The organism is Frigoribacterium sp. CF331 (assembly GCF_057787905.1).
In genome coordinates this window covers 339,140-364,071 of sequence record NZ_CM173545.1, presented here as the reverse complement: position 1 = coordinate 364,071, position 24,932 = coordinate 339,140, and the positions used below count along the sequence as shown (strand labels likewise).

21 protein-coding genes are annotated in these 24,932 nt (G+C 72.1%); 12 read left to right on the top strand and 9 right to left on the bottom strand.

The genetic code is table 11. The features are described 5' to 3' along the window. Positions 1-12: 12 nt before the first annotated feature. Both AC3CCI_RS01670 and AC3CCI_RS01665 read right to left on the bottom strand, forming a co-directional pair. Entirely contained in the window at positions 13-1,458 is a 1,446-nt protein-coding gene (locus AC3CCI_RS01670; RefSeq protein ID WP_488627906.1) for an ABC transporter permease, read from the bottom strand. Further along, positions 1,455-3,203 (bottom strand): cation:proton antiporter, encoded by a 1,749-nt coding sequence (locus AC3CCI_RS01665; RefSeq protein ID WP_354593329.1) that lies wholly within the window; start codon positions 3,201-3,203, stop codon positions 1,455-1,457. Before AC3CCI_RS01665 ends, AC3CCI_RS01670 begins: the two co-directional genes overlap by 4 nt. A 144-nt stretch (positions 3,204-3,347) precedes the next feature. On the opposite strand from AC3CCI_RS01665, the gene AC3CCI_RS01660 reads away from it, so the two are divergent. From AC3CCI_RS01660 to AC3CCI_RS01645, 4 genes are all read left to right on the top strand, one after another. After that, entirely contained in the window at positions 3,348-4,907 is a 1,560-nt protein-coding gene (locus AC3CCI_RS01660; RefSeq protein WP_488627905.1) for a carboxylesterase/lipase family protein, read from the top strand. A 111-nt stretch (positions 4,908-5,018) separates the two neighbouring features. Beyond that, positions 5,019-6,299 (top strand): inorganic phosphate transporter, encoded by a 1,281-nt coding sequence (locus AC3CCI_RS01655; RefSeq protein ID WP_354593327.1) that lies wholly within the window; start codon positions 5,019-5,021, stop codon positions 6,297-6,299. Continuing rightward, positions 6,299-6,508, top strand: coding sequence for a hypothetical protein (locus AC3CCI_RS01650; protein ID WP_056262781.1), 210 nt, complete (start codon positions 6,299-6,301; stop codon positions 6,506-6,508). The genes AC3CCI_RS01655 and AC3CCI_RS01650 overlap by 1 nt, the downstream gene beginning before the upstream one ends. A 160-nt stretch (positions 6,509-6,668) precedes the next feature. After that, complete coding sequence (locus AC3CCI_RS01645; RefSeq protein ID WP_354593326.1) at positions 6,669-8,186, top strand: aspartate ammonia-lyase; 1,518 nt, start codon at positions 6,669-6,671, stop codon at positions 8,184-8,186. Between the two features lie 101 nt (positions 8,187-8,287). Here AC3CCI_RS01645 and AC3CCI_RS01640 read toward each other — a convergent pair whose 3' ends face one another. Continuing rightward, positions 8,288-9,421 (bottom strand): YihY/virulence factor BrkB family protein, encoded by a 1,134-nt coding sequence (locus AC3CCI_RS01640; protein WP_488627904.1) that lies wholly within the window; start codon positions 9,419-9,421, stop codon positions 8,288-8,290. Between the two features lie 176 nt (positions 9,422-9,597). Between AC3CCI_RS01640 and AC3CCI_RS01635 the strand changes: the two genes are divergently transcribed. Further along, on the top strand, positions 9,598-10,980 hold the full coding sequence (locus AC3CCI_RS01635; protein WP_488627903.1) for a PrsW family intramembrane metalloprotease: 1,383 nt from the start codon (positions 9,598-9,600) through the stop codon (positions 10,978-10,980). A 13-nt stretch (positions 10,981-10,993) separates the two neighbouring features. Here AC3CCI_RS01635 and AC3CCI_RS01630 read toward each other — a convergent pair whose 3' ends face one another. After that, entirely contained in the window at positions 10,994-12,337 is a 1,344-nt protein-coding gene (locus tag AC3CCI_RS01630) for an MFS transporter (RefSeq protein WP_354593323.1), read from the bottom strand. 228 nt (positions 12,338-12,565) lie between these two features. Between AC3CCI_RS01630 and AC3CCI_RS01625 the strand changes: the two genes are divergently transcribed. The 3 genes from AC3CCI_RS01625 (at position 12,566) to AC3CCI_RS01615 (ending at position 16,211) form a co-directional block, all read left to right on the top strand. Next, positions 12,566-12,940, top strand: a complete 375-nt coding sequence (locus tag AC3CCI_RS01625; RefSeq protein ID WP_354593322.1) for an FKBP-type peptidyl-prolyl cis-trans isomerase — start codon at positions 12,566-12,568, stop codon at positions 12,938-12,940. After that, complete coding sequence (locus AC3CCI_RS01620) at positions 12,940-13,773, top strand: aldo/keto reductase (RefSeq protein ID WP_488627902.1); 834 nt, start codon at positions 12,940-12,942, stop codon at positions 13,771-13,773. The genes AC3CCI_RS01625 and AC3CCI_RS01620 overlap by 1 nt, the downstream gene beginning before the upstream one ends. Before the next feature lie 116 nt (positions 13,774-13,889). Further along, positions 13,890-16,211 (top strand): HelD family protein, encoded by a 2,322-nt coding sequence (locus tag AC3CCI_RS01615; RefSeq protein WP_354595591.1) that lies wholly within the window; start codon positions 13,890-13,892, stop codon positions 16,209-16,211. Positions 16,212-16,337: 126 nt separating this feature from the next. On the opposite strand, the gene AC3CCI_RS01610 is transcribed toward AC3CCI_RS01615, so the two are convergent. From AC3CCI_RS01610 to AC3CCI_RS01600, 3 genes are all read right to left on the bottom strand, one after another. Further along, positions 16,338-16,967: a hypothetical protein gene (locus AC3CCI_RS01610; RefSeq protein ID WP_488627901.1), complete on the bottom strand. Its 630-nt coding sequence runs from the start codon at positions 16,965-16,967 to the stop codon at positions 16,338-16,340. Then, complete coding sequence (locus AC3CCI_RS01605; protein ID WP_488627900.1) at positions 16,964-17,257, bottom strand: protealysin inhibitor emfourin; 294 nt, start codon at positions 17,255-17,257, stop codon at positions 16,964-16,966. The genes AC3CCI_RS01610 and AC3CCI_RS01605 overlap by 4 nt, the downstream gene beginning before the upstream one ends. A gap of 81 nt (positions 17,258-17,338) precedes the next feature. After that, positions 17,339-18,376 carry a M4 family metallopeptidase gene (locus tag AC3CCI_RS01600; RefSeq protein WP_488627899.1) on the bottom strand — a complete coding sequence of 346 codons (1,038 nt, stop codon included), beginning with the start codon at positions 18,374-18,376 and terminating at the stop codon, positions 17,339-17,341. Positions 18,377-18,538: 162 nt separating this feature from the next. Here AC3CCI_RS01600 and AC3CCI_RS01595 point away from each other — a divergent pair, with 162 nt between their 5' ends. Then, complete coding sequence (locus AC3CCI_RS01595) at positions 18,539-19,078, top strand: adenine phosphoribosyltransferase (RefSeq protein WP_354595588.1); 540 nt, start codon at positions 18,539-18,541, stop codon at positions 19,076-19,078. Between the two features lie 16 nt (positions 19,079-19,094). On the opposite strand, the gene AC3CCI_RS01590 is transcribed toward AC3CCI_RS01595, so the two are convergent. Continuing rightward, positions 19,095-19,829: a M50 family metallopeptidase gene (locus tag AC3CCI_RS01590; RefSeq protein ID WP_354595587.1), complete on the bottom strand. Its 735-nt coding sequence runs from the start codon at positions 19,827-19,829 to the stop codon at positions 19,095-19,097. A 146-nt stretch (positions 19,830-19,975) separates the two neighbouring features. Here AC3CCI_RS01590 and AC3CCI_RS01585 point away from each other — a divergent pair, with 146 nt between their 5' ends. Both AC3CCI_RS01585 and rpsO read left to right on the top strand, forming a co-directional pair. Then, positions 19,976-20,431 (top strand): VanZ family protein, encoded by a 456-nt coding sequence (locus AC3CCI_RS01585; protein WP_488627898.1) that lies wholly within the window; start codon positions 19,976-19,978, stop codon positions 20,429-20,431. 93 nt (positions 20,432-20,524) lie between these two features. After that, positions 20,525-20,794 (top strand): 30S ribosomal protein S15, encoded by a 270-nt coding sequence (gene rpsO, locus AC3CCI_RS01580; RefSeq protein WP_056262814.1) that lies wholly within the window; start codon positions 20,525-20,527, stop codon positions 20,792-20,794. 132 nt (positions 20,795-20,926) lie between these two features. On the opposite strand, the gene AC3CCI_RS01575 is transcribed toward rpsO, so the two are convergent. After that, positions 20,927-22,177, bottom strand: a complete 1,251-nt coding sequence (locus AC3CCI_RS01575) for an aggregation-promoting factor C-terminal-like domain-containing protein (RefSeq protein WP_488627897.1) — start codon at positions 22,175-22,177, stop codon at positions 20,927-20,929. Between the two features lie 340 nt (positions 22,178-22,517). Here AC3CCI_RS01575 and AC3CCI_RS01570 point away from each other — a divergent pair, with 340 nt between their 5' ends. Next, on the top strand, positions 22,518-24,791 hold the full coding sequence (locus tag AC3CCI_RS01570) for a polyribonucleotide nucleotidyltransferase (protein WP_354595584.1): 2,274 nt from the start codon (positions 22,518-22,520) through the stop codon (positions 24,789-24,791). Positions 24,792-24,932 lie beyond the last annotated feature (141 nt).

Genomic DNA, 24,932 nt, shown 5'->3' with positions numbered 1-24,932 from the left:
GCGGGAACCTCGTCAGCGGACGCTGCGCTCGTCTCGATCGAGGGACGGCGACGTGACCCGTCCGTCCGCCACGACGCGGACGGGCCGCGTCGAGAGCTCGTCGGCCTCGAGACCGCCGGGTGCCCCGAGGAACATGTCCCCCCGCTCGGCCGGGTCGCCCAGGTCGTCGCGTTCGTGCACCGGGATCGTGTTGATCGTGCCCGTGTCGGTCGCCACCAGCCCGTGCCGGGCGAGGACCTCGTCGCGCTCGCGGGTCAAGAACTCTCGGTTGGCGTTCTGCGCGTCGGCGAACATCGTGGTGCGGCCCGACACGATCCGGGCGATGCGACGGTTCTCCCACCAGCGCTTGCCCACGATCATCAGCACGACGCCCAGCGCGGCGTAGCAGAGCATCATCGTGACGCCGCGCTCGTAACCGGGGCCCACGCCGTACAACACGCGCTTGAGCATCTCGGTGATGCCGCTGCCGACCACCACGGCGTTCAGCCAGGCGAACGGCTGCGGCATGAACCAGGCCGGGTACGCGGCTCCGGACGACGGCATCGACAGGAAGACGAAGACGATCATCGCGGGCAGGGCCACGAACCGGCCCACGAAGTAGCTGATCCCGTTGACGGCCAGGCCGATCGCGATGATCCAGGCCCAGGCGATGAAGAAGAGGGGCACGAAGTGGCCGTCGACGGCGCCGATCACGGGCCCGGCGAGCACGTTCGTCACGAGCGAGATCACGCCGCCCCCGACGCCGATGACCGTCATGCGGGTGCGGTGGCGCAGCGGCGCACCCATCAGCCCGATGAACATCGCCACCATGTAGCCCCCGATGCACCACGAGAGCATCAGGTACATCGACACCGTGCCGTACTCGTCGTTCGGGGGCAGCGGAGCGAGGTCGGTGACGGTGGGCGTGACGCCCTCGGCCTCGAGCACCGGCGTGATCGTCGCGGGGATCAGGGCGGCGACCTGGTACTGGTGGGCGCTCGCCGTGTAGATCGTCGTGTCCGCGGGGTCGTAGGCGACGGCGACGTGGCCGGCGAGGACCGCCTGCTCGGCCTCGTCGGCCGACGCGTAGGCGCGGACGTCGATCACGCCGGGCCGTGCCTCGTCCAGGCTCGTCTGCAGCTCGGCGGCGGCCGAGGACGACCCGACGACGGCCACGGGGACGTCGTGCGGGTGGGGTGCGTGGAAGGCCGCGATGTAGCAGAGGCAGAAACCGACGATGAAGAACAGCGGCAGCCAGAGCTGCAGGCCGATCAGCTGCAGGGACGGGTGCAGGGTCGAGTACCAGCGGCGGTACCGTCCGAGCTCGGGTTTCGAGGGTCCGACCGCGCCGCCGGTCACCGTCTCGTCCGTCGTGGTCGCCACCGTGCCGTGTCCCTTCGTCGTCCGCGGGCCGTCCGTCTCGCCGCCGATGCCGCTCACGATACGCCGGGCGGCGGCCCGGCCCCGTGCGCGCGTCACGACCTCGTGCTCGTGAAGGCCGAGGTGTCCATGGCGAGCTCCTCGGCGTCGAGGCCGAGCAGCACGCGTCGCATCACCTCTTCGTCGACGTTGCCCGCGTCCCGCTCGCGCAGCACGACCTCGCGGCGCTTGGCGAGCAGCTCGCGGCGGATCGTCCCGAGGGCCTGGGGCGCCGCTCGGCGGCGGGCGCGCTGGGCGTCGGTCGCCCCCGAGGCGCCTCGTTCGTCGGCGTCGTCCAGGGCCGTGCGCTGCAGGGCGTCGTTCTGGCGCAGCAGCCGTGTCGTCGAGAGGGTCACGGCCCGTTCGGTCAGCTCGACCCCCCACCGTCGTTCCCACTCGCCGCGGCGTTCGGCCACGTAGGCCATCGTCTCGTCGGTGCTCGACGAGAAGACGGCCAGCTCGGCGGCCAGGTCGCGGTCGCGTTGGGTCTCGTCACGCACCCCCAGCACCCGGATGACGAACGGCAGGGTCAACCCCTGCAGCAACAAGGTGCCGACCGTGACGATGAACGCGATGAGGAACATCGTGTCGCGCGCGGGCACGGGGATGCTCGACTCGGTGACCGCCGGGATCGACACGGCGGCGGCCAGGGTGACCACGCCGCGCATGCCGGTCCACGAGATGACGGTCAGCTGTCGCCAGTCCATCCGGGGCTGCGGGTGGTACCGCACGGTCCGCAAGGCGGGCGCACGGCGGAGCCGACGCAGGGCCGGCACCCGCCGGAGCTTCCGCAGCACCGTCGACAAGAACAGGTACCGGCCCGCGCGGGCGGCATGGTACGTCCCGAAGACGAAGGCCGGTCGCACGAGCACGACCACCGCCAGGACGGCCAGCGCGACGCCCACGCTCTCGCCGAGGCCCCGCTCGCTCTCGCTGACGTCGAGCACGACGGCCCGGAGTTGCAGGCCGATCAGCGCGAACACGAAGCCCTCGAGCACCACGTCGGCGGCCGACCAGAACGGGCGCTCCTGCAACCGCGTCGCGTAGCCCGTGCGGGGCGAGTTGAAGCCGACGTAGAGGCCCGCGGCGACGACGGCCAGCACGCCGGAACCACTCAGCTCCTCGGCGGCGACGTAGGCGATGAAGGGCAACAGCAGGCCGATGACGTTCTCGACCACGGGGTCGTCGATGCGCACGCGCACCCGGTGCGCGACGAGACCCAGGGTCAGGCCGACGGCCACCCCCACGCCGATCGCGAGTCCGAAGATGCCGAGGTCGTCCCACAGGGTCAGGCTCGCCCCGCCCACGATGGCGAGGAAGACCTTGACGAGCGTCAGCGACGCCGCGTCGTTGATCAGGCTCTCGCCCGAGAGCACGGTCATGACCTTCCGCGGCAGGCCGAGCTTGCGGCCGATGGCGGCCGCCGACACGGCGTCGGGAGGCGCGACCACGGCCCCGACGAGCAGTGCGGCCGGCAGCGTCATGTCGGGGATCATCACGTAGGCGACCCCTCCGACGGCGAACGCCGTCACGACCACGGCGCCCACGCCGAGCCGGGCGATCTGCACGCGGCTCTCCCGGAAGTTCAGCAGCGACACGTCGAGGGCGGCCGAGTAGAGCAGCGGCGGCAGCACCACCGTCAGGATGACCTCGGAGTCGATCTCGATGTCGGGCACTCCGGGGACCAGCGACACCAGCAGGGCGATGCCCACCGTCAGCAGCGGAGCGGGCAGGCCCCTCCAGCGGGCGAAGGCGGTCACGACGAGCGACCCGGTCAAGATGATCAGCAGCTCGCCGAGTTCCATGTGAGCCGGGCTCCGTCCAGTCGTCGCGAGCAGCCGTACGGCGTGCACCGACTGCAAAGTTCGTCCCATCCTCCCAGGCGCCCCCTAGGAGAACGTCGGGTGAACGCGCGCGGCGGGTGGCCGGAGCCCCCGTAACATCGCCCCGTGACCGCACAGCCCCGGGTGACGGCCCCGGCCCCCGACCTCGTCCGCACCACCCGCTCCGGCGAGGTCCGCGGCGTGCGGGAGCGCGACGTGCTCGCCTGGCGCGGCATCCCGTTCGCGGCACCACCCGTGGGGCGCCTCCGGTTCCGGGCTCCCCAGCCGCCCGTGCCGTGGGCCGGGGTCCGCGACGCCAGTCGGTTCGGGCCGGCCGCGCCGCAGGACCGCGTGCAGTTCGTCGGCGTCGACGCGACGACCCCGCTGAGCGAGGACTGCCTGACGCTGAACGTGATCGCACCCGACGGCACGGCACCGGGTGACGGGCTGCCCGTGCTCGTCTTCGTCCACGGAGGCGCGTACAGCGTGGGTTCGTCGCGCGAGTTCCCGAGGCAGGGTGAGACGCTCGTCCGCGAGGGCGGCATCGTCTACGTCAGCCTCAACTACCGACTGGGCGCGTTCGGCTACCTCGACTTCAGCCACTGGGCGACCGACGACCGGCCGTTCGACTCGAACCTCGGCCTCCGCGACCAGGTGGCCGCCCTCGAGTGGGTCCACGACAACGTCGCCGCGTTCGGCGGCGATCCCGACCGCGTCACCCTGTCGGGCGAGAGCTCGGGCGGAAACGCCGTCACCACCCTGATGACGGTGCCCCGCGCTCGCGGGCTCTTCCGAGGGGTCGTCGCCCAGAGCGCCCCGCCCAACGCGATCTACCCTCCGGCCGTGACGCAGCGCTGGGCGGGGGAGTTCCTCGAGCTGCTGGCCCACGACCTCTCCGACGACGACCTCGAGGCCACGAGCGTCGACGACGCGGCCGACCTGTTGGCCGGGGCACCGACGACGGCGATCGTCCGGGCCGCCAGTCGACTCCAGCTGCGCACCCCCGACGAGGACCCCGGCACCATCTGCTTCAGCCCGGTCATCGACGGCGACTTCCTGCCGGAGCGCCCCCTCGACGCCTTCAAGGCGGGCCGGGCCCACCCGGTGCCCCTCGTCATCGGCACGAACGACCGCGAGGGCTCGGTGTTCACCGGGCGCCGCGACATCCTCGCCACGACGAAGCCGCGCATCCGGGCGATCTTCGCCGCGACCGAGAAGAAGGCGCGCAAGGCGATCAAGCGGCACTACCCCGGCCTGCCCGACCGGCCGGCCGCCCTCGACTTCGGCGGGGACTACGCGTTCTGGTTCCCGAGCGTGAAGGTCGCCGAGCGCCATGCCGTGCACCAGGACGTGCGCTTCTACCGTTTCGACGCGACGACGCGCATCCTGCGCACGGTCGGGGTGGACGCCTTCCACGGCCTCGAGCTCTGGGCGATCTACGACCGCATGGGGTCGGCGTTCGGCTGGGCGATGAGCCTGCTCGGCGGTCGGCGGGCGTTCCTCCGCACCGCCGCACGGACGCGGTCCCGTTGGCTCGAGTTCGTGCGCACGGGTGCCGTCGCCGACTGGCCGACCTACGACCCCCATCGTCGGCGCACGTTGATCATCGACGTGCGCGACCGGGTCGAGCACGACCCGCGGGGCGAGCGGCGGCGGGCCTGGCAGGACTTCGTGCCGCACGTCTGAGTCGCGCGCCCGGGGCGTCGACGGGACCGCGTCACCCGCCGTCCACCGGGATGTACCCCGCAGGACACCGTCGAGTTGACCCGCGTCCACCCACCTGTGACACTCGGGCCGGTGGACATCACACTCATCGTCGTCCTGGTCATCGCGTTGGCGCTCTTCTTCGACTTCACGAACGGGTTCCACGACACGGCCAACGCCATGGCGACCCCGATCGCGACCGGTGCGATGAAGCCCAAGGTCGCCGTGACGGTCGCCGCGGTCCTCAACCTCGTGGGGGCCTTCCTCAGCACCGAGGTGGCCAAGACCGTCTCCGGCGGCATCATCCGTGAAGGCGACGGCGGGGTGCAGATCACCCCCGAGATGATCTTCGCCGGGCTCATCGGCGCCGTCGTCTGGAACATGTTCACCTGGCTCCGCGGCCTGCCGTCGAGTTCGTCGCACGCCCTCTTCGGCGGCCTGATCGGGGCCGCCATCGTCGGTGCCGGCCTGGGGTCGGTCGACTTCGGCGTCGTGCTGTCGAAGGTCGTGCTGCCCGCCCTGCTCGCCCCGCTGATTGCCGGGGTGGTCGGCTACACGGCCACGCGACTGGCCTACACGATCACCCGTCGCCGCGACGACAAGAGCGAGCGCGGCGGGTTCCGCTACGGCCAGATCTTCACGTCGTCGCTGGTCGCCCTGGCCCACGGCACGAACGACGCGCAGAAGACCATGGGCGTCATCACGCTGACCCTCATCGCGGGCGGGTTGCTCACGCCCGACTCGGGCCCGCCGTTCTGGGTGGTCGTCGTCTGCGCCTTCGCCATCGCGCTGGGCACGTACACCGGCGGCTGGCGGATCATCCAGACCATGGGCGGCGGGCTGACCGAGGTCAAGCCCACGCAGGGCTTCTCGGCCGAGGCGTCGACCACCGCGACCGTGCTCGCCTCGAGCCACCTGGGCTTCGCCCTGTCGACCACGCAGGTGGCCAGCGGGTCCATCATCGGCGCGGGTCTCGGGCGTCGGGGGTCGAAGATCCAGTGGGGCACGGCGGGCAAGATCGTCGTCGCCTGGTTCATCACCCTGCCCGCGTCGGCCGCCGTCGGGGCCGTCGCCGCCCTGATCGCCACGCTCGGCGTCACCGGCCTCGTGATCGACGCGGCCGTCGGAGCGGTCGTCATCGCCGGCATCTTCGTCGTGTCGCGCCGCCGACCCCACGACCAGGGCTCGGCGATCGAGGTCGACGTGGCCGCCACCTCGGTGCTGTCCCGTCGTCGTGCCCGGCGTGCCGTCCGCAAGGGCCGAGTCGACACCCCGGCGTCCGGCGTCGAGGCCCCGTTCGTGCGCATGGACGACCCGCCCGAGCCCGTCGTCGCTCCCCGCGGCGTGACCACGACCGACGACGAGGTGCGCTGATGATCGACTGGTCCGCCTTCGTCGTGGTCGCGCTCGTCGCCCTCTTCTCGGCCGCGGCGCTCGTGTCGCTCTACTCCCTCGGCCTGCGCCTCCTGACCGTCGAGGGTCGCACGACGGCCCGGACCGCCGCCGGGTACGCGTGCTTCGTGGTCTGCGCCCTCGGCGTGCTCTACGGCATCTACCTCATCGTCCCGGGCTTCCACCGCTGACCCCGACGCCGGTGTCGTCTCGTCCCCAGGGCGCGGGCGTCCCCGACGACGGCAGCCGCGCCTCCTCGGAACCACCGGCCCCCGGCCCCGCCGGTAGGCTCGACGGAAGCGTCCGGTCGACGACGACCGGGCCCCGACTGACGACGGAGGCGCACCACACGTGACGACCCAGACAGCAGCACCGACCCGCACCGAGACCGATTCGCTGGGCAGCCGAGAGGTCCCCGCCGACGTCTACTGGGGCATCCACACCGCCCGGGCCCTCGAGAACTTCCCGATCTCGCAGCGACCCATCTCGGTCTACCCCGACCTCGTCACGGCCCTCGCGCTCGTCAAGCAGGCGGCGGCCCGCGCCAACGTCGAGATCGGCGTGCTCGACCCCGTCAAGGCCGGGGCGATCGAGCGGGCCTGCGAAGAGATCCGCGGCGGGGCGTTGCACGACCAGTTCGCCGTCGGGGTCATCCAGGGCGGCGCGGGCACGTCCACGAACATGAACAGCAACGAGGTCATCGCCAACCGGGCCCTCGAACTGCTCGGGCACGCCAAGGGCGAGTACCGACACCTGCACCCGATCGACGACGTCAACCGCAGCCAGAGCACCAACGACACCTACCCCACCTCGATCAAGATCGCGATGGTGCTCACCCTGCGCCGTCTGCTGGTCGAGCTCGACCTGCTCGCCGACTCGTTCGCGGCCAAGGGCGACGAGTTCCACGACGTGCTCAAGGTCGGACGGACGCAGCTGCAGGACGCCGTGCCGATGACGCTCGGGCAGGAGTTCACCGGCTTCGCGCACACCCTGGCCGAAGACGTGCAGCGACTGCGCGACGTCGTGCCGTTGCTCGGCGAGATCAACCTCGGGGCGACCGCGATCGGCACCGGCATCACCGCCGACCCGCTCTACGCCGACGCCGTCCGACGTCATCTCAGCACGCTCTCGGGCATGGACCTCGTCACGGCGCCCGACCTCATCGAGGCGACGAGCGACACCGGCGTCTTCATGACCCTGAGCGGCGCCCTGAAGCGCAGCGCCATCAAGCTGTCGAAGATCTGCAACGACCTGCGCCTGCTGTCGTCCGGCCCGCAGGCCGGCATCAGCGAGATCACGCTGCCGCCGCGCCAGGCCGGGTCGTCCATCATGCCGGGCAAGGTGAACCCGGTGATCCCCGAGGTCGTGAACCAGGTGGCGTTCTCGGTCGCCGGGGCCGACGTCACCGTGACGATGGCCGCCGAGGCGGGGCAGTTGCAACTGAACGCCTTCGAGCCGGTCATCACGCACTCGGTCATGCAGAGCCTGCAGTGGATGACCTACGCCTGCCAGACGCTGCGGGTCAACTGCGTCGACGGCATCGAGGCCAACCGTGCCCGGCTCACCCAGCAGGTCGAGACGAACGTCGGCAGCGTGACGGCGCTGACGCCCTACATCGGCTACACCGCGGCGGCGGCCATCGCCCACACCGCCCTGACCACGAACGCGGCCATCGCCCCGCTCGTGGTCGCGGCCGGCCTGATGACCGACGAGCAGGTGCGCAAGGTGCTCTCGCCCGCACGGCTCTCGGGCCTGGCACCCATCACCAGCGCGATCCCGGTCATCGACGTCGACGACCCCGCCGCGGCCGTGGCCCGGGCCGCCAACACCTCGGGTGCGCGCAACCCGGGCGACGAGACCGCCGGCTGAGGCGACCCCGCCGAGGAGGCGCGGTGCCCGTCGACCGGCACCGCGCCTCCTGCAGGTGCGAACGGCCCGTCGTCACGCACGGGCGGTGCCGTCGTGCCCGGCTACGACGTCGAGGGGGCGTGGCTCGTGGGATCGACCTGGTCGACCCGACCGGCCGCCGACGGCCGTTCGTCGGCCGGTCGGTCGCGGTCGGCCCGCAGGTGCACGAGCCGGAGGTCGTCGGGCTCGAGCACGCCCCCGTTCTCGCGCAGCGCCCGTTCGCGGATGCGCCGGCCGACCCGGACGTCCCAGGCCAGGTTGCGGGCGAGGATGTGGTTGCGGGCCGTGTCGCGCAACGGGAGGGGGATGACCTCTTCCGCCTGCACCCCGCGGCGCAGCTGGCGCAGGCGGAGGATCTCGCTGTCGAGTTCGCCCCCGATGACGAGGACGAAGTTGCTGATGTACGCGTAGAGCAGCACGACCACGACGCCGCCGACCCAGCCGTAGAACCGGTCGTAGTTCGAGACCGTCGCCACGTAGACCGCGAAGCCCAGGGTCGCGATCGCCCACCCGCCGAGGGCGACCATGGCACCGTACGACACCCAGCGCAGGCGGGGCGGTCGCACGTTGGGGGTGAAGAAGTAGAGCATCGCGACCGAGAGCACGGCCAGGGCGACGAGCACCGGCCACTTGCCCACGTTGTAGAGGTCGGTCCACGGGCGGCCGATGCCGAACCGGGCGGCGACGGCGTCGCTGAGGGTGGGCGTCACGAGCAGGATCACCGCGATCGCGGCGAACGACACCATCAGCACCACGGTGACGATCATCATGTGGCCGCGGAACTTCCAGATGCGGCGACCCTCCTCGACCTCGTAGGCCGTGTTCATCGCTCGCCCGAAGGCCGTCGTGTAGGCCGACAGCGACCACAGGGTGAGCCAGAGGCCGATGCCGAAGGCGACGCCGGGGTTCGAGAGGCTCAGCATCTGCTCGAGCGGCCAGCGCAGCGTCTCGATCGCGTCGGGGGTCAGGACGTACCGGGCCACCGCGAGGATCTCGTCCACGGCGTCACCGTCGTCGACGAAGAGGGCGACGCCCGAGACGAGGGCCAGGGCGCCCGGCACCAGGGCGAGCATCGAGAAGAAGGTGAGCGACCCCGCGGCGTCGATCGTGCGGTGCCGCAGGAAGTCGTGCCAGACCCGCATCACCACGTAGCGGAACAGCGACGGGTCCTCGGGAAGGGAACGCGTCGTGGGCATCCTGCGAGATTACCGGGCCGGGCGCGCCGGTGCGCCCGGCCCCGGCTGCCAGCCCGGCCCCGGCTGCCAGCCCGGCCCCGGCTGCCAGCCCGGCCCCGGCTGCCAGCCCGGCCCGGGCCGCCAGGCCTGCCCCGGCTGCCCGCGCCGACCCCGGGCCCAGCCCGTAGGGTCGGGGCATGAGCTCGTCCGAGTCCCGGGGCGTCGGGCACGACGCGTACGGACGCCCCCTGACGCCCTACGTCGTCCCCGCCGGCACCGCGGCCGGTCAGTCGACCGGCCTGGCCCGTCCGGTGCTCGGCCCGGCCGCGAACCCCGAACCGGTCTGGTACCCGGTGCAACCCGTGTTCGTGCAGCCCGCCCCCAGGCGGCGGGTCGCCAGCGCCGTCGCGCTCGCCGTGGGCTTCACCGTGATCGGCACGTTCGCCGTGGCCGTGGGCCTGTACTTCCTGATCTTCGTCCAGCCCGCGGTACTGCTCGCGGGCAGCCTGCTCGCCTTCGTCCCCCTGGCGATCGTGCTGGTCGGCATCTGGCTCGTCGACCGGTGGGAGCCCGAGCCCCGCGTGGCGCTGCTCTTCGCCTTCCTGTGGGGTGCCGCCGTGGCCGTCGGCACGGCCCTGATCGTGGACGTCGCCCTGACGACGGCGCGGGCGGCCCTCGGCGTCCGGTCGAGCGGACTCGAGGACGTGCTCGGGGCGGTCGTCCAGGCACCGCTGGTCGAGGAGGGGGCGAAGGGGTTCGGCGTCCTGCTCGTGCTGTGGATCTTCCGACGCCACTTCGACGGCCCGGTCGACGGCATCGTGTACGCGGCGACCGTCGCCGCGGGCTTCGCCTTCGTCGAGAACATCCAGTACTTCGCCCTGCAGGTCGGCGAGGACCTCGCGACCGGCAGCCAGGGCCTGGCGTACGTCTTCTTCGTGCGGGCCCTCATGTCGCCCTTCGCCCACGTCATGTACACCGCCTGCACGGGCTTCGCCCTCGGCCTCGCCGCGCGACGGACCGGCCCGTACGGCGCGATCGGCTGGTTCTTCGTCGGCCTCGTGCCCGCGGCGGGGCTGCACGCGCTCTGGAACGGCGCGCTCTTCGTGGTGGGTGACGGCTTCTTCGCCTACTACCTGCTGGTGCAGGTGCCGATCTTCGTGGCCATGGTGCTGCTCGTGGTGTTCCTCCGGCGCAACGAGCGGCGCGTGACGCACGACCGGCTCGCCGAGTACGCGGCCGTGGGCTGGTTCAGCGCCGACGAGGTCGGCATGCTGTCGTCCAGCGCCGGTCGACGCCGGGCGAGGTCGTGGGCGGCGTCCCGGGGCATCCGACCCGCGATGACGGTCTTCATCTCGAACGCGACGAGGCTGGCCTTCACCCGCCAGCGACTGGTCAAAGGGCGACGTGCCCTCGACGCGGCGGTGCAGCGTGACGAGGCCGAACTGCTCGACGCCCTGTCCGCGAGCCGCCTGGCATTGCAGGCACCGCCCGCGGCCTTCGTCGGCTACCCGCAGCACCCGGGCTGGCCGCCGCAGGTGCCGCCGCACCCGGGGTCCCCGCAGTCCGGGCCCGGCTGGTGACCCGCACCGCGACTCAGGGCGTCGGCGCCTCGGCGTCGTAGCGGCCGAACGCGGGCGTGAGCCGCGCGACGAGCGCGACGAGTGCCACGACGAGCAGTCCGCCGAGCAGGGGCGGCCAGAAGACGGCGATGCCCGCGACCAGGCCGACGAACAGGTCGCCCACCCGCGGGCCGCCGGTCACCACGACGATGAAGATGCCCTGCAGGCGCCCTCGCATGGCGTCGGGCGCGGCCGACTGCAAGATGGTCGAGCGGAAGATCGAACTGACGTTGTCGCTCGCGCCCGCCCCGGCGAGGGCGACGGCCGCCCCGCCGAGGGCCACCAGGTTCGCCTGGTCGAGCCCGGCCGTGACGCTGCCCCCGTGCGCCGGCGTGACGAGCAGCACGACGCCGAAGGCCGCGATGCACAGGCCGTACGCGGTGATGGCCCACCGCACGGCGACGCCCTGCCGGCGCACGTGGCCGAGGCGTCCCGAGAAGACGCTGCTGAGCAGGGCTCCCACCGCGAACGAGGCGGAGAGCACGCCGACCGTCACCGCGCCTCCTCCGATCACGAGGGTGCCGACCACCGGGTAGAGCACCCGGGGCATGCCGAAGGTCATCGCCACGACGTCCATCACGAAGGTCGTGCGGATGTTGGGCGACCGCTTCAAGAAGGCCAGGCCGAAGCGCAACGACTCGAGGCCGGGGCGCTGGGTCTCGCCCTCCGGCCGGATCGGCGGCAGCGTGACGATGCCGAGGAACGCCGTCGAGAACAGCACGACGTCGACGGTGTAGGTCAGCGGGAACCCCACGCTCGCGACCAGGACGCCGGCCAGGGCCGGCCCGACGGTCAGCATGAGCCCCATGCTGATGCCGCCGAGGGCCGAGGCGGCCGGCAGCAGTTCTCGGGGCAGGAGGCGCGGCACGATCGAGGCGCGGGAGGTCGCGATCATCGTGCCCGCGACGGCGTTCACCGTCGTGAGCAGGTACAGCAGCCACACCTCGTGCAGGCCGAGGTAGGCGTGCAGCGCGATGGCCGCGGTCGACAGCCAGGCGAACACCGCGGCCACGAGGGCGACCTTGCGTCGGTCGAACGCGTCGGCGAGCATGCCGCCGTAGAGCCCCGCGAGGATCATTGGCACGAGCGAGACGACGCCGACCAGGGCGACCGCGAAGGTCGAGCGGGTGATCTCGAAGATCTCGAGGCCGACGGCCACGAGCGTGAGCTGGGTGCCGATGCCGCTGATGGCGCTGCCCGCGAAGAGCCGGGCGAAGGCGGGGCTCGTGCGGAGCGGCGTCACGTCGACGACGAGGGGGCGGCGGACGGGCGCGACGGGGCGTGGCGACGAGGGGGGCGGGGGCGGGGTGGCGGTCAAGCTGCCATTCTTGCCGATCGTGCAGCATTCCGCGGACCCGGGGGGCGTCGCGGGCACCGTGCACCGCCGTCGGCCGATTTGGCGTCCCCGGGTGGTCGGAGTAGCGTCCATGTGTTCGCATCGATGATTCGGTCTCGGTGCGGACGTCGGGTCGGCTCCTCGAGCCTCGCAGGGAGGACGCGAGCAGCCGACCCGCCCCCTCGCCGCGTCGGTGGTTGGATGGTCGGCATGACCCACGACCCCCAGACCAAGCCCGAGATCGACGCCCCGACCGGCCCCGCCCCCACCGAGTTGACGATCACCGACGTGACCGTCGGCGACGGTGACGAGGCGCGGTCGAGCTCGACCGTCGACGTCCACTACCTCGGCGTCGAGTACGACTCCGGCGAAGAGTTCGATTCGTCGTGGAGCCGCGGCGAATCCGTCAACTTCCCGCTGCAGGCGCTCGTCCGCGGGTGGCAGGAGGGCATCCCCGGCATGAAGGTCGGCGGACGCCGTGAACTCGTCGTGCCGCCGCACCTGGCCTACGGCCCCGCCGGTGGCGGGCACCCGCTCTCGGGCAAGACCCTGATCTTCGTCATCGACCTGCTCGGCGTCAGCTGATGACGGTCGCCCCGTCGGTCGGCCTCAACGACGGCCGCACGCTGCCGCAACTCGGACTCGGCACCTACGGGCTGAACGGCGACGAGGGCACGACGCAGGTCGTCCAGGCGATCTCGTCGGGCTACCGTCTGCTCGACACGGCGCTGAACTACGGCAACGAGGCGGCCGTCGGGGCGGCGGTCCGCCAGAGCGACGTGCCCCGCGACGACCTCGTCGTCACGACGAAGCTGCCCGGTCGGCACCACGGCTACGACGAGACGCTGGCGAGCTTCGACGAGAGTCGGGCGAACCTCGGGCTCGACTTCGTCGACCTCTACCTGATCCACTGGCCGTTGCCTCGCATCGACAAGTTCGTCGACACCTTCAAGGCGTTCGTCCGCCTGCTAGAAGACGGTCTCGTGGGTTCGGTCGGCGTCTCGAACTTCACGGCCGAGCACCTGCAGCGCGTCGCCGACGAGACGGGCGTGGTGCCCGCCGTCAACCAGGTCGAGCTGCACCCGTACTTCCCGCAGGCCGAGCTGCGTGCCGTGCACGAGAGCATGGGCATCGTCACCGAGAGCTGGAGCCCGCTCGCCAAGCAGAGCGAACTGCTCCAGGAGGCGCGGGTCACCGAGATCGCGCGGGCCCACGGCAAGACTCCCACGCAGGTCGTCCTCCGCTGGCACGTCCAGCTCGGGGCCGTCCCCGTGCCGAAGTCGGCCGACCCCGGCCGCCAGCGAGAGAACCTCGACGTGTTCGACTTCGAGCTCACGCCGGACGAGGTCGAGTCGCTCAGCGGCCTCGAGCGCGGCCGCCTGTGGGACGGCGACCCGCTGACCCACGAGGAGTTCTGACCGGCTCGCCGACGCGACCCCCTGGAGGCGCGCCCGTCCCCCCGAGGACGGGCGCGCCTCCTGCGTCCCGGCACCTCGGACGGGGCCCGCTGTCGCTGGCCGGAAGCTAGACTGGCGTGCCGACTTTTCCCGAAGGGTACGAACACCTGTTGTCATCCGAGATCGACCGCGAACGCGCCTACGTGGGCACCCTGTACGAGCGCCTCGACGAGCTGAAGGCCGACGCCCGCGTCCGGCTCGAGCGCACGCGCCGCGAGACCGTGGGCGGCAACCACCAGAGCCGCAGCGAGCGTGACGCCTACGCGCGCCTCTACGAAGACACCATCGTCCAGCTCGGTTCGGTCGACGAGCGGCTGGCCTTCGGGCGGCTCGAGCTCGAGACGCCCGACCTGCTCGGTCAGACCGGCGACGTCGACCGTCCCGCCGAACCGGGCGAGGGGGGCCGCTACCGCTACATCGGCCGCATCGGCCTGCGCGACGAGGCTCACCACCCGATCCTGCTCGACTGGCGCGTCCCCGGCGCCAGCGCCTTCTACCAGGCGACCGCGGCCACGCCCATGGGGGCGAGGGCCCGGCGACACCTGACGCTCGAGGGACGCACCGTCACCCGCCTCGAGGACGAGGTGTTCGACCCCGACCTGCTCGACCGCGACGACGTCCAGCTGCAGGGCGAGGGCGCGCTCATGGCGGCCCTGACGGCCCAGCGCACCGGCCGCATGACCGACATCGTCGCCACCATCCAGGGCGAACAAGACCGCATCATCCGGTCGCAGCTCGACGGCGTGCTCGTCGTCCAGGGCGGTCCCGGCACGGGCAAGACGGCGGTGGCCCTGCACCGGGCCGCCTACCTGCTCTACTCGCACCGCGACCGGCTCAAGGGGTCGGGGGTCCTCGTCGTCGGGCCGTCGCGGTCGTTCCTGCGCTACATCGAACAGGTGCTGCCGTCGCTCGGCGAGAGCGGCGTCGTGCTGTCGAGCCTCGGCGGGCTCTACCCCGGCGTCGAGGCCCAGACCGACGACGCGCCGGAGGTCGCCGCGCTCAAGGGCTCGGCCGAGATGGCCGAGCTGATGCGTCGCGCCGTCCGGTCGCGGCAGATCCGCCCGAGCGAGCCGACGACGATCGACGTCAACGGCGAGCGGCTCGTCGTCCGGCCCGAGCTCGTCGGCGAGGCCATGCGCAAGGCCCAAGAGCGCGGCAAGCCCCACAACGTGGCCAGGGTCACCTTCAACAAGGCGGCCCTCTCGGCCCTGACGCGTCAGCTGGTCGACCAGATGCGCGAGCACGGGACGACGGTCGACGAGTCCGACGAGGCCGTCCTCCGAGAAGACATCCGGCAGTCGTACGACGTGCGCGTGCTGCTCAACACGGCCTGGCTCCCGCTCAGCGCCGAGAAGCTCGTCGAAGACCTCTACGCCCGGCCGAACTGGCTCGCCTCGATCACCCCGCGCTGGACGCCCGAGCAGCGCGCCCTGCTGCGGCGCGAACGCGGGGCGGGGTTCACGGTCTCCGACGTGCCGCTGCTCGACGAGGCCGCCGAGCTGCTCGGCGAGTTCCAGACCGGTGTCGACCCCGAACGCCTGGCCCGCAAGGCGCAGCGCAAGCGCGACATCGAGAACGCCGAGCGCGCCATCGAGAACATGGGCGTCGAGGGCATGGTCAGCGCCGAGCAGATCGCCGGCGGGTTCGCCGAACGGGCCGCGTCGATGACGACGGCCGAACGCGCCTCGGGCGACCGCACCTGGGCCTTCGGCCACGTCGTGGTCGACGAGGCGCAAGAACTGTCGCCGATGCAGTGGCGCCTCCTGTCCCGCCGCTGCCCCCTGCGGTCGTTCACGGTCGTCGGCGACATCGCCCAGGCCTCGAGCCCGGCTGCGGCGTCGTCGTGGGACCGCGCCCTCCAGGCGCTCCTCGGTCGACGTCGCGGAGGCGCGGCGCAGGGCACGTCGGCACCCTGGCGACTCGAAGAACTCACCGTCAACTACCGCACGCCGGCGCAGATCGTGGCCTACGCCGAGGGCGTCGCGACGGCGAGCGGGCTGCAGGTCACCCCGAGCCGGTCGGTCCGGGCGAGCGAGTGGCCGGTGCGCGAGGTGACCGGCGCCTCCTCGAAGGACGACTTCGTCCGTGCCACTGTCGAGGCCGTCCGAGCCGACCGGGCGATCGACTCCGACGGCACGCTGGCCGTCATCGCACCCGAGCAGGCCGTGACGGCCCTGGTCGAGGCCCTCTCGACCGAGTTCGTCGGGCTGGTGGCACCCGGGTCGGCGTCGTTGACGAAGCCGATCTCGGTGCTCAGCCCGGCAACGTCGAAGGGCCTCGAGTTCGACTCGGTCGTCGTGGTCGACCCGGAGCGAGTCCGTCAGGCGACCCGGCGCGGCAACGCCAGCCTCTACGTGGCGATGACCCGGCCCACCCAGCGACTCACGGTCGTCTCGTAGGCCGGGTCACGTTCGGTCGGCCGTGACCGGACCCGGTCCACGCCGGGGACGCGGTCGTGCGGCGACTGCTCGAGCCGCTGGTGCGAGGCGGCAGGCCGGACGCCGCCGGCCCTCGCCCCGGGCGACTCAGCGGTAGTCGGGTGGCCAGGCGAAGGCCGCCGGGGCGGTGACGGTCTCGCCGACCGGTGCCAGGACGAGGTCGATCCGCTCGAAGTCCCGCAGCGGGATGCCCGCCGGGTCGGCGGTGTAGGGGCTGCCCCCGACGAAGGTGTGCAGTTCGAGACCGTCGTCGTGCCCGAGCGACCCCACGCCCCGGCCGTCGAGGGCGACGTCCCATTCGGTGAAGAGCTGGCCGAGCACGAACGTCTCTCGGGTGGGGGACTCGACGTGGACGATGCCGCTCGTGTCGTGAGTGTGGATCTCTGCCGCGAACTTCGCGTCCGAGTCGTGACCGATGTCACCCGGCACCGTGACCGACCGGCCGTCGACCGTGATCGAGAGGTGCGTGTGCACGTGCATCGCGAGATCCCGACCCCAGACGTTCTCGAGGCCGGCGGCCGCCGCCCGCGCCTCGAGCTGGTCGGTGGCGGGGCGGTCCCACGGAGGCGCGGTGGCTGCCCCGCGGACGTTCTGGGGGTTGTCGCGCTGCACCACGGCCACGCCGACCCCGCCCGCCACGAGGACGACGAGTGCTAGCAGCCCCGCCACCACCTCGCCCGAGGGCCGCCGCCGAGGGCGTCGGGTGCGTTCGCTCACCGCTCGGCCTCGGCGTCGGAGGTCGTGCGGACGCGGTCGACCAGCTCGCGCCACGGGCCCGTGACCTGTTGTTCGGGCAGCTTGGCCTCGCGCGTCGGTCGGGTCTCGGCCGTGATCACCCAGACGAAGCGGTCGGGCTGCGGCGACTGAGCCGCCCGCGGGGCCTGCGACCAGGGCACCCGGTCGATCAGCACGAGCCACGACTCGGTGTCGGGCTCGGCGTCGACGTCGACCGACCAGCTGCGGGTGAGGCCGGCGAGACCCCCGGAGCGCGAGACGGTGACCTTCATGCGCGTGATGCTACCCCGGCGGCATCCGGGGCAGCGGGGTGTCACGCGGGCGGCGCCAGGCGGTGGGGTCACGCGGTGGGGTCAGGCGGCCGGGACGACCCCGACGCCCTCCCACCCGGCCGACGTCGCCCGGACCTCGTCGGAGCCAGCCCCGTACCGCGCCGTGGCCGCGGCGACGGTCGCCGCCGCGAACTGCGCGAAGGTGGCCTCGGGCGACAGCGTGCCGCCGGTCAGCGTGTCGTACCAGATCTGCCCGGCCCGCACCCACGCCTCGCCACCGAGCGCCTCGGCCACGAGGTAGAAGGCCCGGTTGGGGATGCCCGAGTTGAGGTGCACCCCACCGTTGTCGTCGGTCGTCTCGACGTAGTCGTCGAGGTGGGCGGGCTGGGGGTCCTTGCCGAGGACGTCGTCGTCGTAGGCCGTGCCCGGGGCCTTCATCGACCGGAGGGCGGCGCCCTGCACCTCGGGGGTGAACAGCCCCTCGCCGATCAGCCACGTCGCGCGGTCGACGGTCTGGCCGAACAGGTGCTGCTCGACGAGCGCGCCGAACACGTCGCTGACCGACTCGTTCAGCGCACCCGACTGACCCTGGTAGGTGAGGTTGGCGGTGTACTGCGTGACCCCGTGGGTGAGCTCGTGCCCGATGACGCTGACGGAGGCCGTGAACCGCCCGAAGACCTCGCCGTCACCGTCGCCGAACACCATGCGCTCGCCGTTCCAGAAGGCGTTGTCGTAGTCCTGCCCGTAGTGCACCGTTGCGTCGAGCGGCAGCCCGGCCCCGTCGATGGACGACCGCCCGTAGACCTCGCGGAACAGGGCGTAGGTGGCACCGAGGGCGTCGTACGCCTCGGTCGCCGCGACGTCGTCGGTGGCCGGTTCGCCCTCACCTCGCACCCGCACGCCGGGCAGCTCTTCGGTGCCCTGTGCGTCGAAGATCGTCCGCTCGAGCACGGCCTCGCCACCGAGCGCGCCCTGCACCACCGGGGGAGTCGCGTTGCGGTCGACGGCCTCCATCGCGAGCAGGCCGTTGCGCGCGGCCTGCGGCGCTCGGTGCAGGCGGGGCGAGTCGGCCTCGGCGAGGTGGGCGAGCAGGTACGGCGGGACGATGAACCGGGTCATGGCTGCACTCTCGCACGAGGGTCCGACATCGGTCCCGACTGTTCACACGATCGTGACGTACCGGTCGGTCGCCCGACGGCGACCCGGGACGCCGCCCGTCGACGACGCGGCATCCGTCGCCGAGGGGCGGCTGTCGACGTTGACCCGACTACCGTTGTCGGCATGACCGTCACCGACGCCTCCTCGTTCGTCGACAGCAAGATCGCCGTCGTCCCCGACTTCCCGAAGCCCGGCATCCTCTTCCGCGACGTCACCCCGCTGTTCTCCGACGCGGACGCGTTCGCCACCGTGACCACGGCCCTGTCCGAGCCGTTCGACGGCGGATTCGTCGCCGTGGCCGGCATCGAGGCGCGGGGCTTCGCCCTCGCGGGCGCCATCGCCATCGAGCAGGGCGTCGGCGTGCTCACGGTGCGCAAGGCCGGCAAGCTGCCCGGCGAGGTGCTCAGCGAGAGCTACGCCCTCGAGTACGGCGAGGCCACCCTCGAGCTGCGCCCGAACCAGATCCCCCAGGGGTCGAGCGTCCTGGTCGTGGACGACGTGCTGGCCACCGGCGGCACCGTCGAGGCGACGATCACCCTCCTCGAACGCGCCGGCTACGTCGTCGCGGGCGTCGCCGTGCTGCTCGAGCTCGACGGCCTCGACGGCCGCGCCCGCCTCGAGGGCCACGTCCCCGTGCATGCCCTCTCGTCCGCCCCCGCCTGACGGGTCGCCGGACGGCTCAGCCGAACGAGCGGGCGGCCTCGAGCGCCCCGGGGAAGAGCAGCCCGGCACCGCCCAGCAGGCACGCGAGGGCCACCAGCACGAACACCCCGACCCAGACGACGCCGGGCACGTGGGTGAGCCCGGCGAGCTGGTCGGCGTCCGAGGCCGTCGAGCGCGACCGCCGCCGGCTGCGCTGCAGCTCGAGCGACGCCCGCAGCGCCCCGAACCCCAGCACCGACGTCACGACGAGGCCGAACACGGCCTGCCAGGTCGGCGACGCGAAGAACGTCACGACGACCACGAGGGCGGCGCCGAGCAGCACCACCCAGAGCCCGAACCAGTTGCGGATCTGCACGAGCATCAGCGCCAGGAGCAGCAACAGCGCCCAGAGCAGACCCGCCGCGTAGCCCGCCGACAGCAGCCAGGCCGCACCCAGGGCCGCGACCGCCGGAGCCGTGTAACCGGCGAGCAGCGTGATGATCATGCCAGGCCCCGTGCGAGGTCCCTTCGACACCGTCAGTCCCGAGGTGTCCGAGTGCAGCCGGATGCCCGTCAGTCGCCGTCCGGTCAGCACGGCCGCGAGCCCGTGCCCGCCCTCGTGGACGACGGTCACGGCGTGTCGCACCGTGTGCCAGGTGCCGGGCAGCAGCACGAGCAGCAAGCCGGCGGCGACGCTCGCGAGCAGCCACGAGCCGGGCAGGGGAGCCGCGAGCTGGCTGATCCGGGCCCAGAGGTCGGTGAGTGCGTCCACGCGACGAGCCTAGGAGGCGCGGTGCGCGCGGTCGGACACCGCGCCTCCCCGGCTCGTCCGCCCCGCCCCCGGGGCTGATCGTCCTCCAGGTCGATCTTCGGGCGTTCCGGGCGTCTTCCCACGGACCCGTGCCGCACCATGGACGCATGCGTCGCGCCGTCCTCCTCCTGCTCACCCTCGTCTACCTCGCCGGGGTCGCGTGGATGACCCTGCGCCCGAGCGTCTACGACGCGAACACGGGCGCCCTGCTCTGGCGCGCCCTCGACCTCTTCGCCCGGCACGACGAGACCTCGTGGATCACCTTCGCGCGCGTCGAGGCGGCGGCGAACGTCGCGATGTTCGTGCCGATGGGCATGTTCCCCGCGCTGCTGCTGCCCAGGCGGTTCTGGTGGGTCGGCATCCTGGTGGGCGTCGCGGCGACGGTCGGCATCGAGACGTACCAGGCGACGTACCTGTCGGCGACGCGCTTCTCCGATCCCCAGGACCTCGTGATGAACACCCTCGGGGCCGCGATCGGCGCGGCGTTCGTCGGCCTCGTCCTGCCCCGACGGCGACGCGGTCGGAGCCGACCTCGACAGGGGTCGGCGTCGCCCGTCTGGTAGGCTCCTCAGGTTGCCGTCCGAACGGCCGCGGAGAAAGAGAGCTCGCACATCCGGTGACGAGCACCGCGCAACGAACTGAAAGGGGATCCCTCCATGGCACTCGCACCTGACGTCAAGACCCGGATCATCGAAGAATACGCGACCCACCCCGGCGACACCGGATCCCCCGAGGTCCAGATCGCCGTGATGACGCAGCGCATCCTCGACCTGACCGAGCACCTCAAAGAGCACAAGCACGACCACCACTCGCGTCGTGGCCTGTTGCTGCTCGTCGGCCAGCGCCGTCGCCTGCTCGGCTACCTGTCGAAGGTCGACATCGAGCGTTACCGCACGCTGATCGGCCGCCTGGGCCTGCGCCGCTAGTCCTCGCGCTCCGGCACGTCTCGACGACGGCCCCCTCTGCATGCAGAGGGGGCCGTTCTCTCGTCGAGACGGGGTGGCCACGCGACCGCACCGCCGACCCGAGCGGCCCGTCGGCTCGTCGCCCGGAGCGCCTCAGTACCAGTTGTGCGCCACCGAGTGCGCCCAGGCGGAGCACATCGTGCCGTAGCTGCTCCGGATGTACGAGATGCCCCAGTCCACCTGGGTGCGGTAGTTCGTCTGCCAGTCGAGCCCGAACGCGGCCATCTTGTTGCCGGGCAGCGACTGCGGGATGCCGTAGGCAGCGCTCGAGGGGTTGCTGGCGTTCGTGCGCCAGCCCGACTCCTTGTTCCAGAGCTGGACGAGGCAGGTGTACTCGGCACCGGTGCCGACCTTGGTCGCCGCGTAGGCCTTCGCGCCGGCCGGGTCGTTGACCGCGCCCGCCGGGGGAGTCGTGCCCGCACCGCCCGAGCCGCCCGAGCCGCCCGTCCCGGGAGTCGCGCCCCCGGACGATCCGCCGCCGCCCGACGAGCCCGACCCGCCGGACGTGCCCGCCGGTGCCTTCGCAGCGGCCGCCGCCTGGGCCTTCGCCGCGGCCTGCTGGGCGGCGAACGCCTGTTCCGCCGCGACCCCGGCCCGGTACTGCTGCTCGAGTTCGGCCGTGGAGCCCTTGAGCGCGGCGAGCTGGGCGTAGAGGTCGGTCGATCGCTGCGTCGCGCTGGCGACCTCGGCGTCGGCACTCGCCTGCGCGGCCGAGGCCCGGTCGGCCGTCTCCTGGGCGTCGCGGGCGAGGGCGTCGCGTCGGGCGGTCGCGGCCGCCGCCTGGTCGCTGAGCGACGACACCGTGTTGCTCGCCGTGGTGGCGTCGGCCAGCACCGTCTGCCAGCGGTCGCCGAACTGCGTGAGCGAGCCGAGCTGGTAGAGCGCGGCTCCGGGGTCGGGTGAGGTGAAGAGCTCGGTGCCCATGCTCTGGGTGCCGCCGGTGCGGAACAGGCTGCCGGCGAGCTGGCCGGCCTCCTGCTTCGCGGTGTCGGCGGTGGCCCTGGCGCGCTCGGCGTCGGCGGCCAGCTCGTCGGCCCGCTGCGAGGCCGCAGCCAGCTCGGCCTGCGCCGTCAGGTTCGCCTGGTCGGCGAGCACGGCCTCGTCGCTACGGTCGGACGCGGCCTTCTCGAGGCTGTCGAGGGACGCGTCGACGAGGTCGACCTGGGCCTCGGTCGCCGCGGCGTTGCCCTTCGCGGCCTCGACCTGGGCCCACGTCGGGTACCCCGCCGCCGACGCGGCGGTCGGTGCCACGAGCATCGCCAGCACGAGGGCCGAGGAGGCGCCGGTCGCCACCGCGAGGCGGCTCGCGCGACGGTCCCGGGCAGGCCTGTCGTGAGCACGCATGTGGACGACCCTAACGCCGTCCTCGCCGCACCGCGCCTCCCCGTCCGGGCGACACCCGCCGGTCGCACCCCCGGACGGAAGGGTGCGGGTGCTAGGATCGCGCTCGGAGCAGGCCGGTACGGCTGCTGGTCACCGGTGGTGACAGGCGGAATGCCCCGACCGACGCCGAGCGTCCGGGTCGGGTGCGGGGTCCGACCGTTTCTACTGTTGGCCAGACGTGCCACCGCCTCCGTCGCGTTGTTGCACGTGCATGTCGTCATGCCGTCCACGCCGCCCGCTCCCGGTACACATCGATGCCCACACGGGGCCTCGATGCAAAACAAAGAGGAGTAGCCCCCACATGGAGGGTCCAGAGATCAAGTTCGGCGAAGCCGTCCTCGACAACGGCAAGTTCGGCAAGCGCACCATCCGATTCGAGACCGGTCGTCTCGCCCAGCAGGCTCAGGGAGCCGTCGCTGCCTACCTCGACGAAGACACCATGCTCTTGTCGGCCACGAGCGCCAGCAAGAAGCCGAAGGACAACTTCGACTTCTTCCCGCTCACCATCGACGTCGAAGAGCGCTCGTACGCCGCGGGCAAGATTCCCGGCTCGTTCTTCCGTCGCGAGGGTCGCCCCTCGACCGAGGCCATCCTGGTCTGCCGTCTGATCGACCGGCCCCTGCGTCCCTCGTTCGTCGAGGGCCTGCGCAACGAGGTCCAGGTCGTCATCACGGTGCTCAGCATCGCTCCCGACGAGTTCTACGACGCCCTCGCGATCAACGCGGCCAGCGCCTCCACCCAGATCTCGGGCCTGCCCTTCTCCGGCCCGATCGCCGGCGTGCGCCTCGCGCTGATCGGTGACCAGTGGGTCGCGTTCCCCAAGGCCAGCCAGCTGGCCGACGCCGTGTTCGACCTGACCGTCGCGGGCCGTGTCGTCACCGACGCCGCCGGCAACGAGGACGTCGCGATCATGATGGTCGAGGCCGAGGCCACCGAGCACGCCTGGGGCCTCATCCAGGGCGGCGCCACCAAGCCCGACGAGGCGATCGTGGCCCAGGGCCTCGAGGCCGCCAAGCCCTTCCTCAAGCAGCTCGTCGACGCCCAGGCCACGATGGCCGCGCAGGCATCGAAAGAGATCGCCGACTACCCGGTCTTCCTGCCCTACACCGACGAGGTGCTCGAGGCCGTCACCGCTGCGGCCGGCACCGAGCTCGCCGAGGTCTACAAGATCGCCGGCAAGATCGAGCGCCAGGACGCCGACGACGCCCTCAAGTCCCGCGTGAAAGAGGCCGTCGCGGCCAAGGTCGAGGCCGGCGAACTGCCCGACTCGGCCCTCGGCCAGGTCGGCGCCGCCTACAAGACGGCGACGAAGAAGGTCGTCCGCGACCGCATCCTCACCGAGCAGATCCGCATGGACGGTCGCGGCCTCGCCGACATCCGCCCGCTCGACGCCGAGGTGCAGGTCATCCCGCGCGTCCACGGTTCCGCCATCTTCCAGCGCGGTGAGACCCAGATCATGGGCGTCACGACGCTGAACATGCTCAAGATGGAGCAGCAGATCGACTCGCTGAGCCCGGTCACCAAGAAGCGCTACCTGCACCACTACAACTTCCCGCCGTACTCGACCGGTGAGACCGGTCGCGTCGGTTCGCCGAAGCGTCGCGAGATCGGGCACGGCTTCCTGGCCGAGCGCGCCCTCGTGCCGGTGCTGCCCAGCCGCGACGAGTTCCCCTACGCCATCCGTCAGGTCTCCGAGGCCCTCGGGTCGAACGGCTCGACCTCGATGGGTTCCGTCTGCGCCTCGACCCTGTCGCTGCTGAACGCCGGCGTGCCCCTCAAGGCCCCCGTCGCCGGCATCGCCATGGGCCTCGTCTCCGACACGGTCGACGGTCAGACGCGCTACGCGGCCCTGACCGACATCCTCGGTGCCGAAGACGCCCTGGGCGACATGGACTTCAAGGTCGCGGGCACGAGCGAGTTCGTCACGGCGATCCAGCTCGACACCAAGCTCGACGGTCTGCCGACCGCCGTGCTCGACGCCGCCCTGAAGCAGGCCAAAGAGGCTCGCACCGCGATCCTCGGCGTGCTCAACTCGGCGATCGACGCCCCCGACGAGATGGCCCCGACCGCGCCCCGCGTGATCTCGGTCCAGATCCCGCAGGACAAGATCGGTGAGCTGATCGGCCCCAAGGGCAAGACGATCAACGCGATCCAGGACGAGACCGGCGCCGACATCAGCATCGAAGAAGACGGCACCGTCTACATCGGTGCCGTCGACGGCCCGTCGGCCGAGGCCGCCCGCGCCCAGGTCAACGCGATCGCCAACCCGACCAACCCCGAGGTCGGCGAGCAGTTCCTCGGCACCGTCGTCAAGATCGCGTCGTTCGGTGCGTTCGTCTCGCTCCTCCCCGGCAAGGACGGCCTGCTGCACATCAGCGAGGTCCGCAAGCTCGCCGGTGGCAAGCGGGTCGAGAACGTCGAGGACGTCCTCGGCGTCGGCCAGAAGATCCTCGTCGAGATCACCAAGATCGACGACCGCGGCAAGCTCTCGCTCGCCCCGGTCGTGGCCGACGAGGCCGACACCGACTCGAGCGGAGCGACCGAAGAGTCGACCGACGAGTCCGTCGACGCGTAGTCAGCACGCCACGAAGGGCCCGCCCCGACCTCGGTCGGGGCGGGCCCTCCGTCGTTCCGCCCCCACTGCGACCCCGCCGTCCAGACGCCGTCGGCTGGGTCGGCGACTCAGGGGATCGGCCGCACCGCGCCTCCGTGGGGC

Coding starts and splice junctions, on each gene's coding strand:
- AC3CCI_RS01665 (WP_354593329.1), bottom strand. CDS start 3,203: ATGGAACTCGGCGAGCTGCTGATCATCTTGACCGGGTCGCTCGTCGTG.
- AC3CCI_RS01650 (WP_056262781.1), top strand. CDS start 6,299: ATGATCGACTGGTCCGCCTTCGTCGTGGTCGCGCTCGTCGCCCTCTTC.
- AC3CCI_RS01640 (WP_488627904.1), bottom strand. CDS start 9,421: ATGCCCACGACGCGTTCCCTTCCCGAGGACCCGTCGCTGTTCCGCTAC.
- AC3CCI_RS01635 (WP_488627903.1), top strand. CDS start 9,598: ATGAGCTCGTCCGAGTCCCGGGGCGTCGGGCACGACGCGTACGGACGC.
- AC3CCI_RS01625 (WP_354593322.1), top strand. CDS start 12,566: ATGACCCACGACCCCCAGACCAAGCCCGAGATCGACGCCCCGACCGGC.
- AC3CCI_RS01620 (WP_488627902.1), top strand. CDS start 12,940: ATGACGGTCGCCCCGTCGGTCGGCCTCAACGACGGCCGCACGCTGCCG.
- AC3CCI_RS01605 (WP_488627900.1), bottom strand. CDS start 17,257: ATGAAGGTCACCGTCTCGCGCTCCGGGGGTCTCGCCGGCCTCACCCGC.
- AC3CCI_RS01600 (WP_488627899.1), bottom strand. CDS start 18,376: ATGACCCGGTTCATCGTCCCGCCGTACCTGCTCGCCCACCTCGCCGAG.
- AC3CCI_RS01595 (WP_354595588.1), top strand. CDS start 18,539: ATGACCGTCACCGACGCCTCCTCGTTCGTCGACAGCAAGATCGCCGTC.
- AC3CCI_RS01585 (WP_488627898.1), top strand. CDS start 19,976: ATGCGTCGCGCCGTCCTCCTCCTGCTCACCCTCGTCTACCTCGCCGGG.
- rpsO (WP_056262814.1), top strand. CDS start 20,525: ATGGCACTCGCACCTGACGTCAAGACCCGGATCATCGAAGAATACGCG.
- AC3CCI_RS01575 (WP_488627897.1), bottom strand. CDS start 22,177: ATGCGTGCTCACGACAGGCCTGCCCGGGACCGTCGCGCGAGCCGCCTC.
- AC3CCI_RS01570 (WP_354595584.1), top strand. CDS start 22,518: ATGGAGGGTCCAGAGATCAAGTTCGGCGAAGCCGTCCTCGACAACGGC.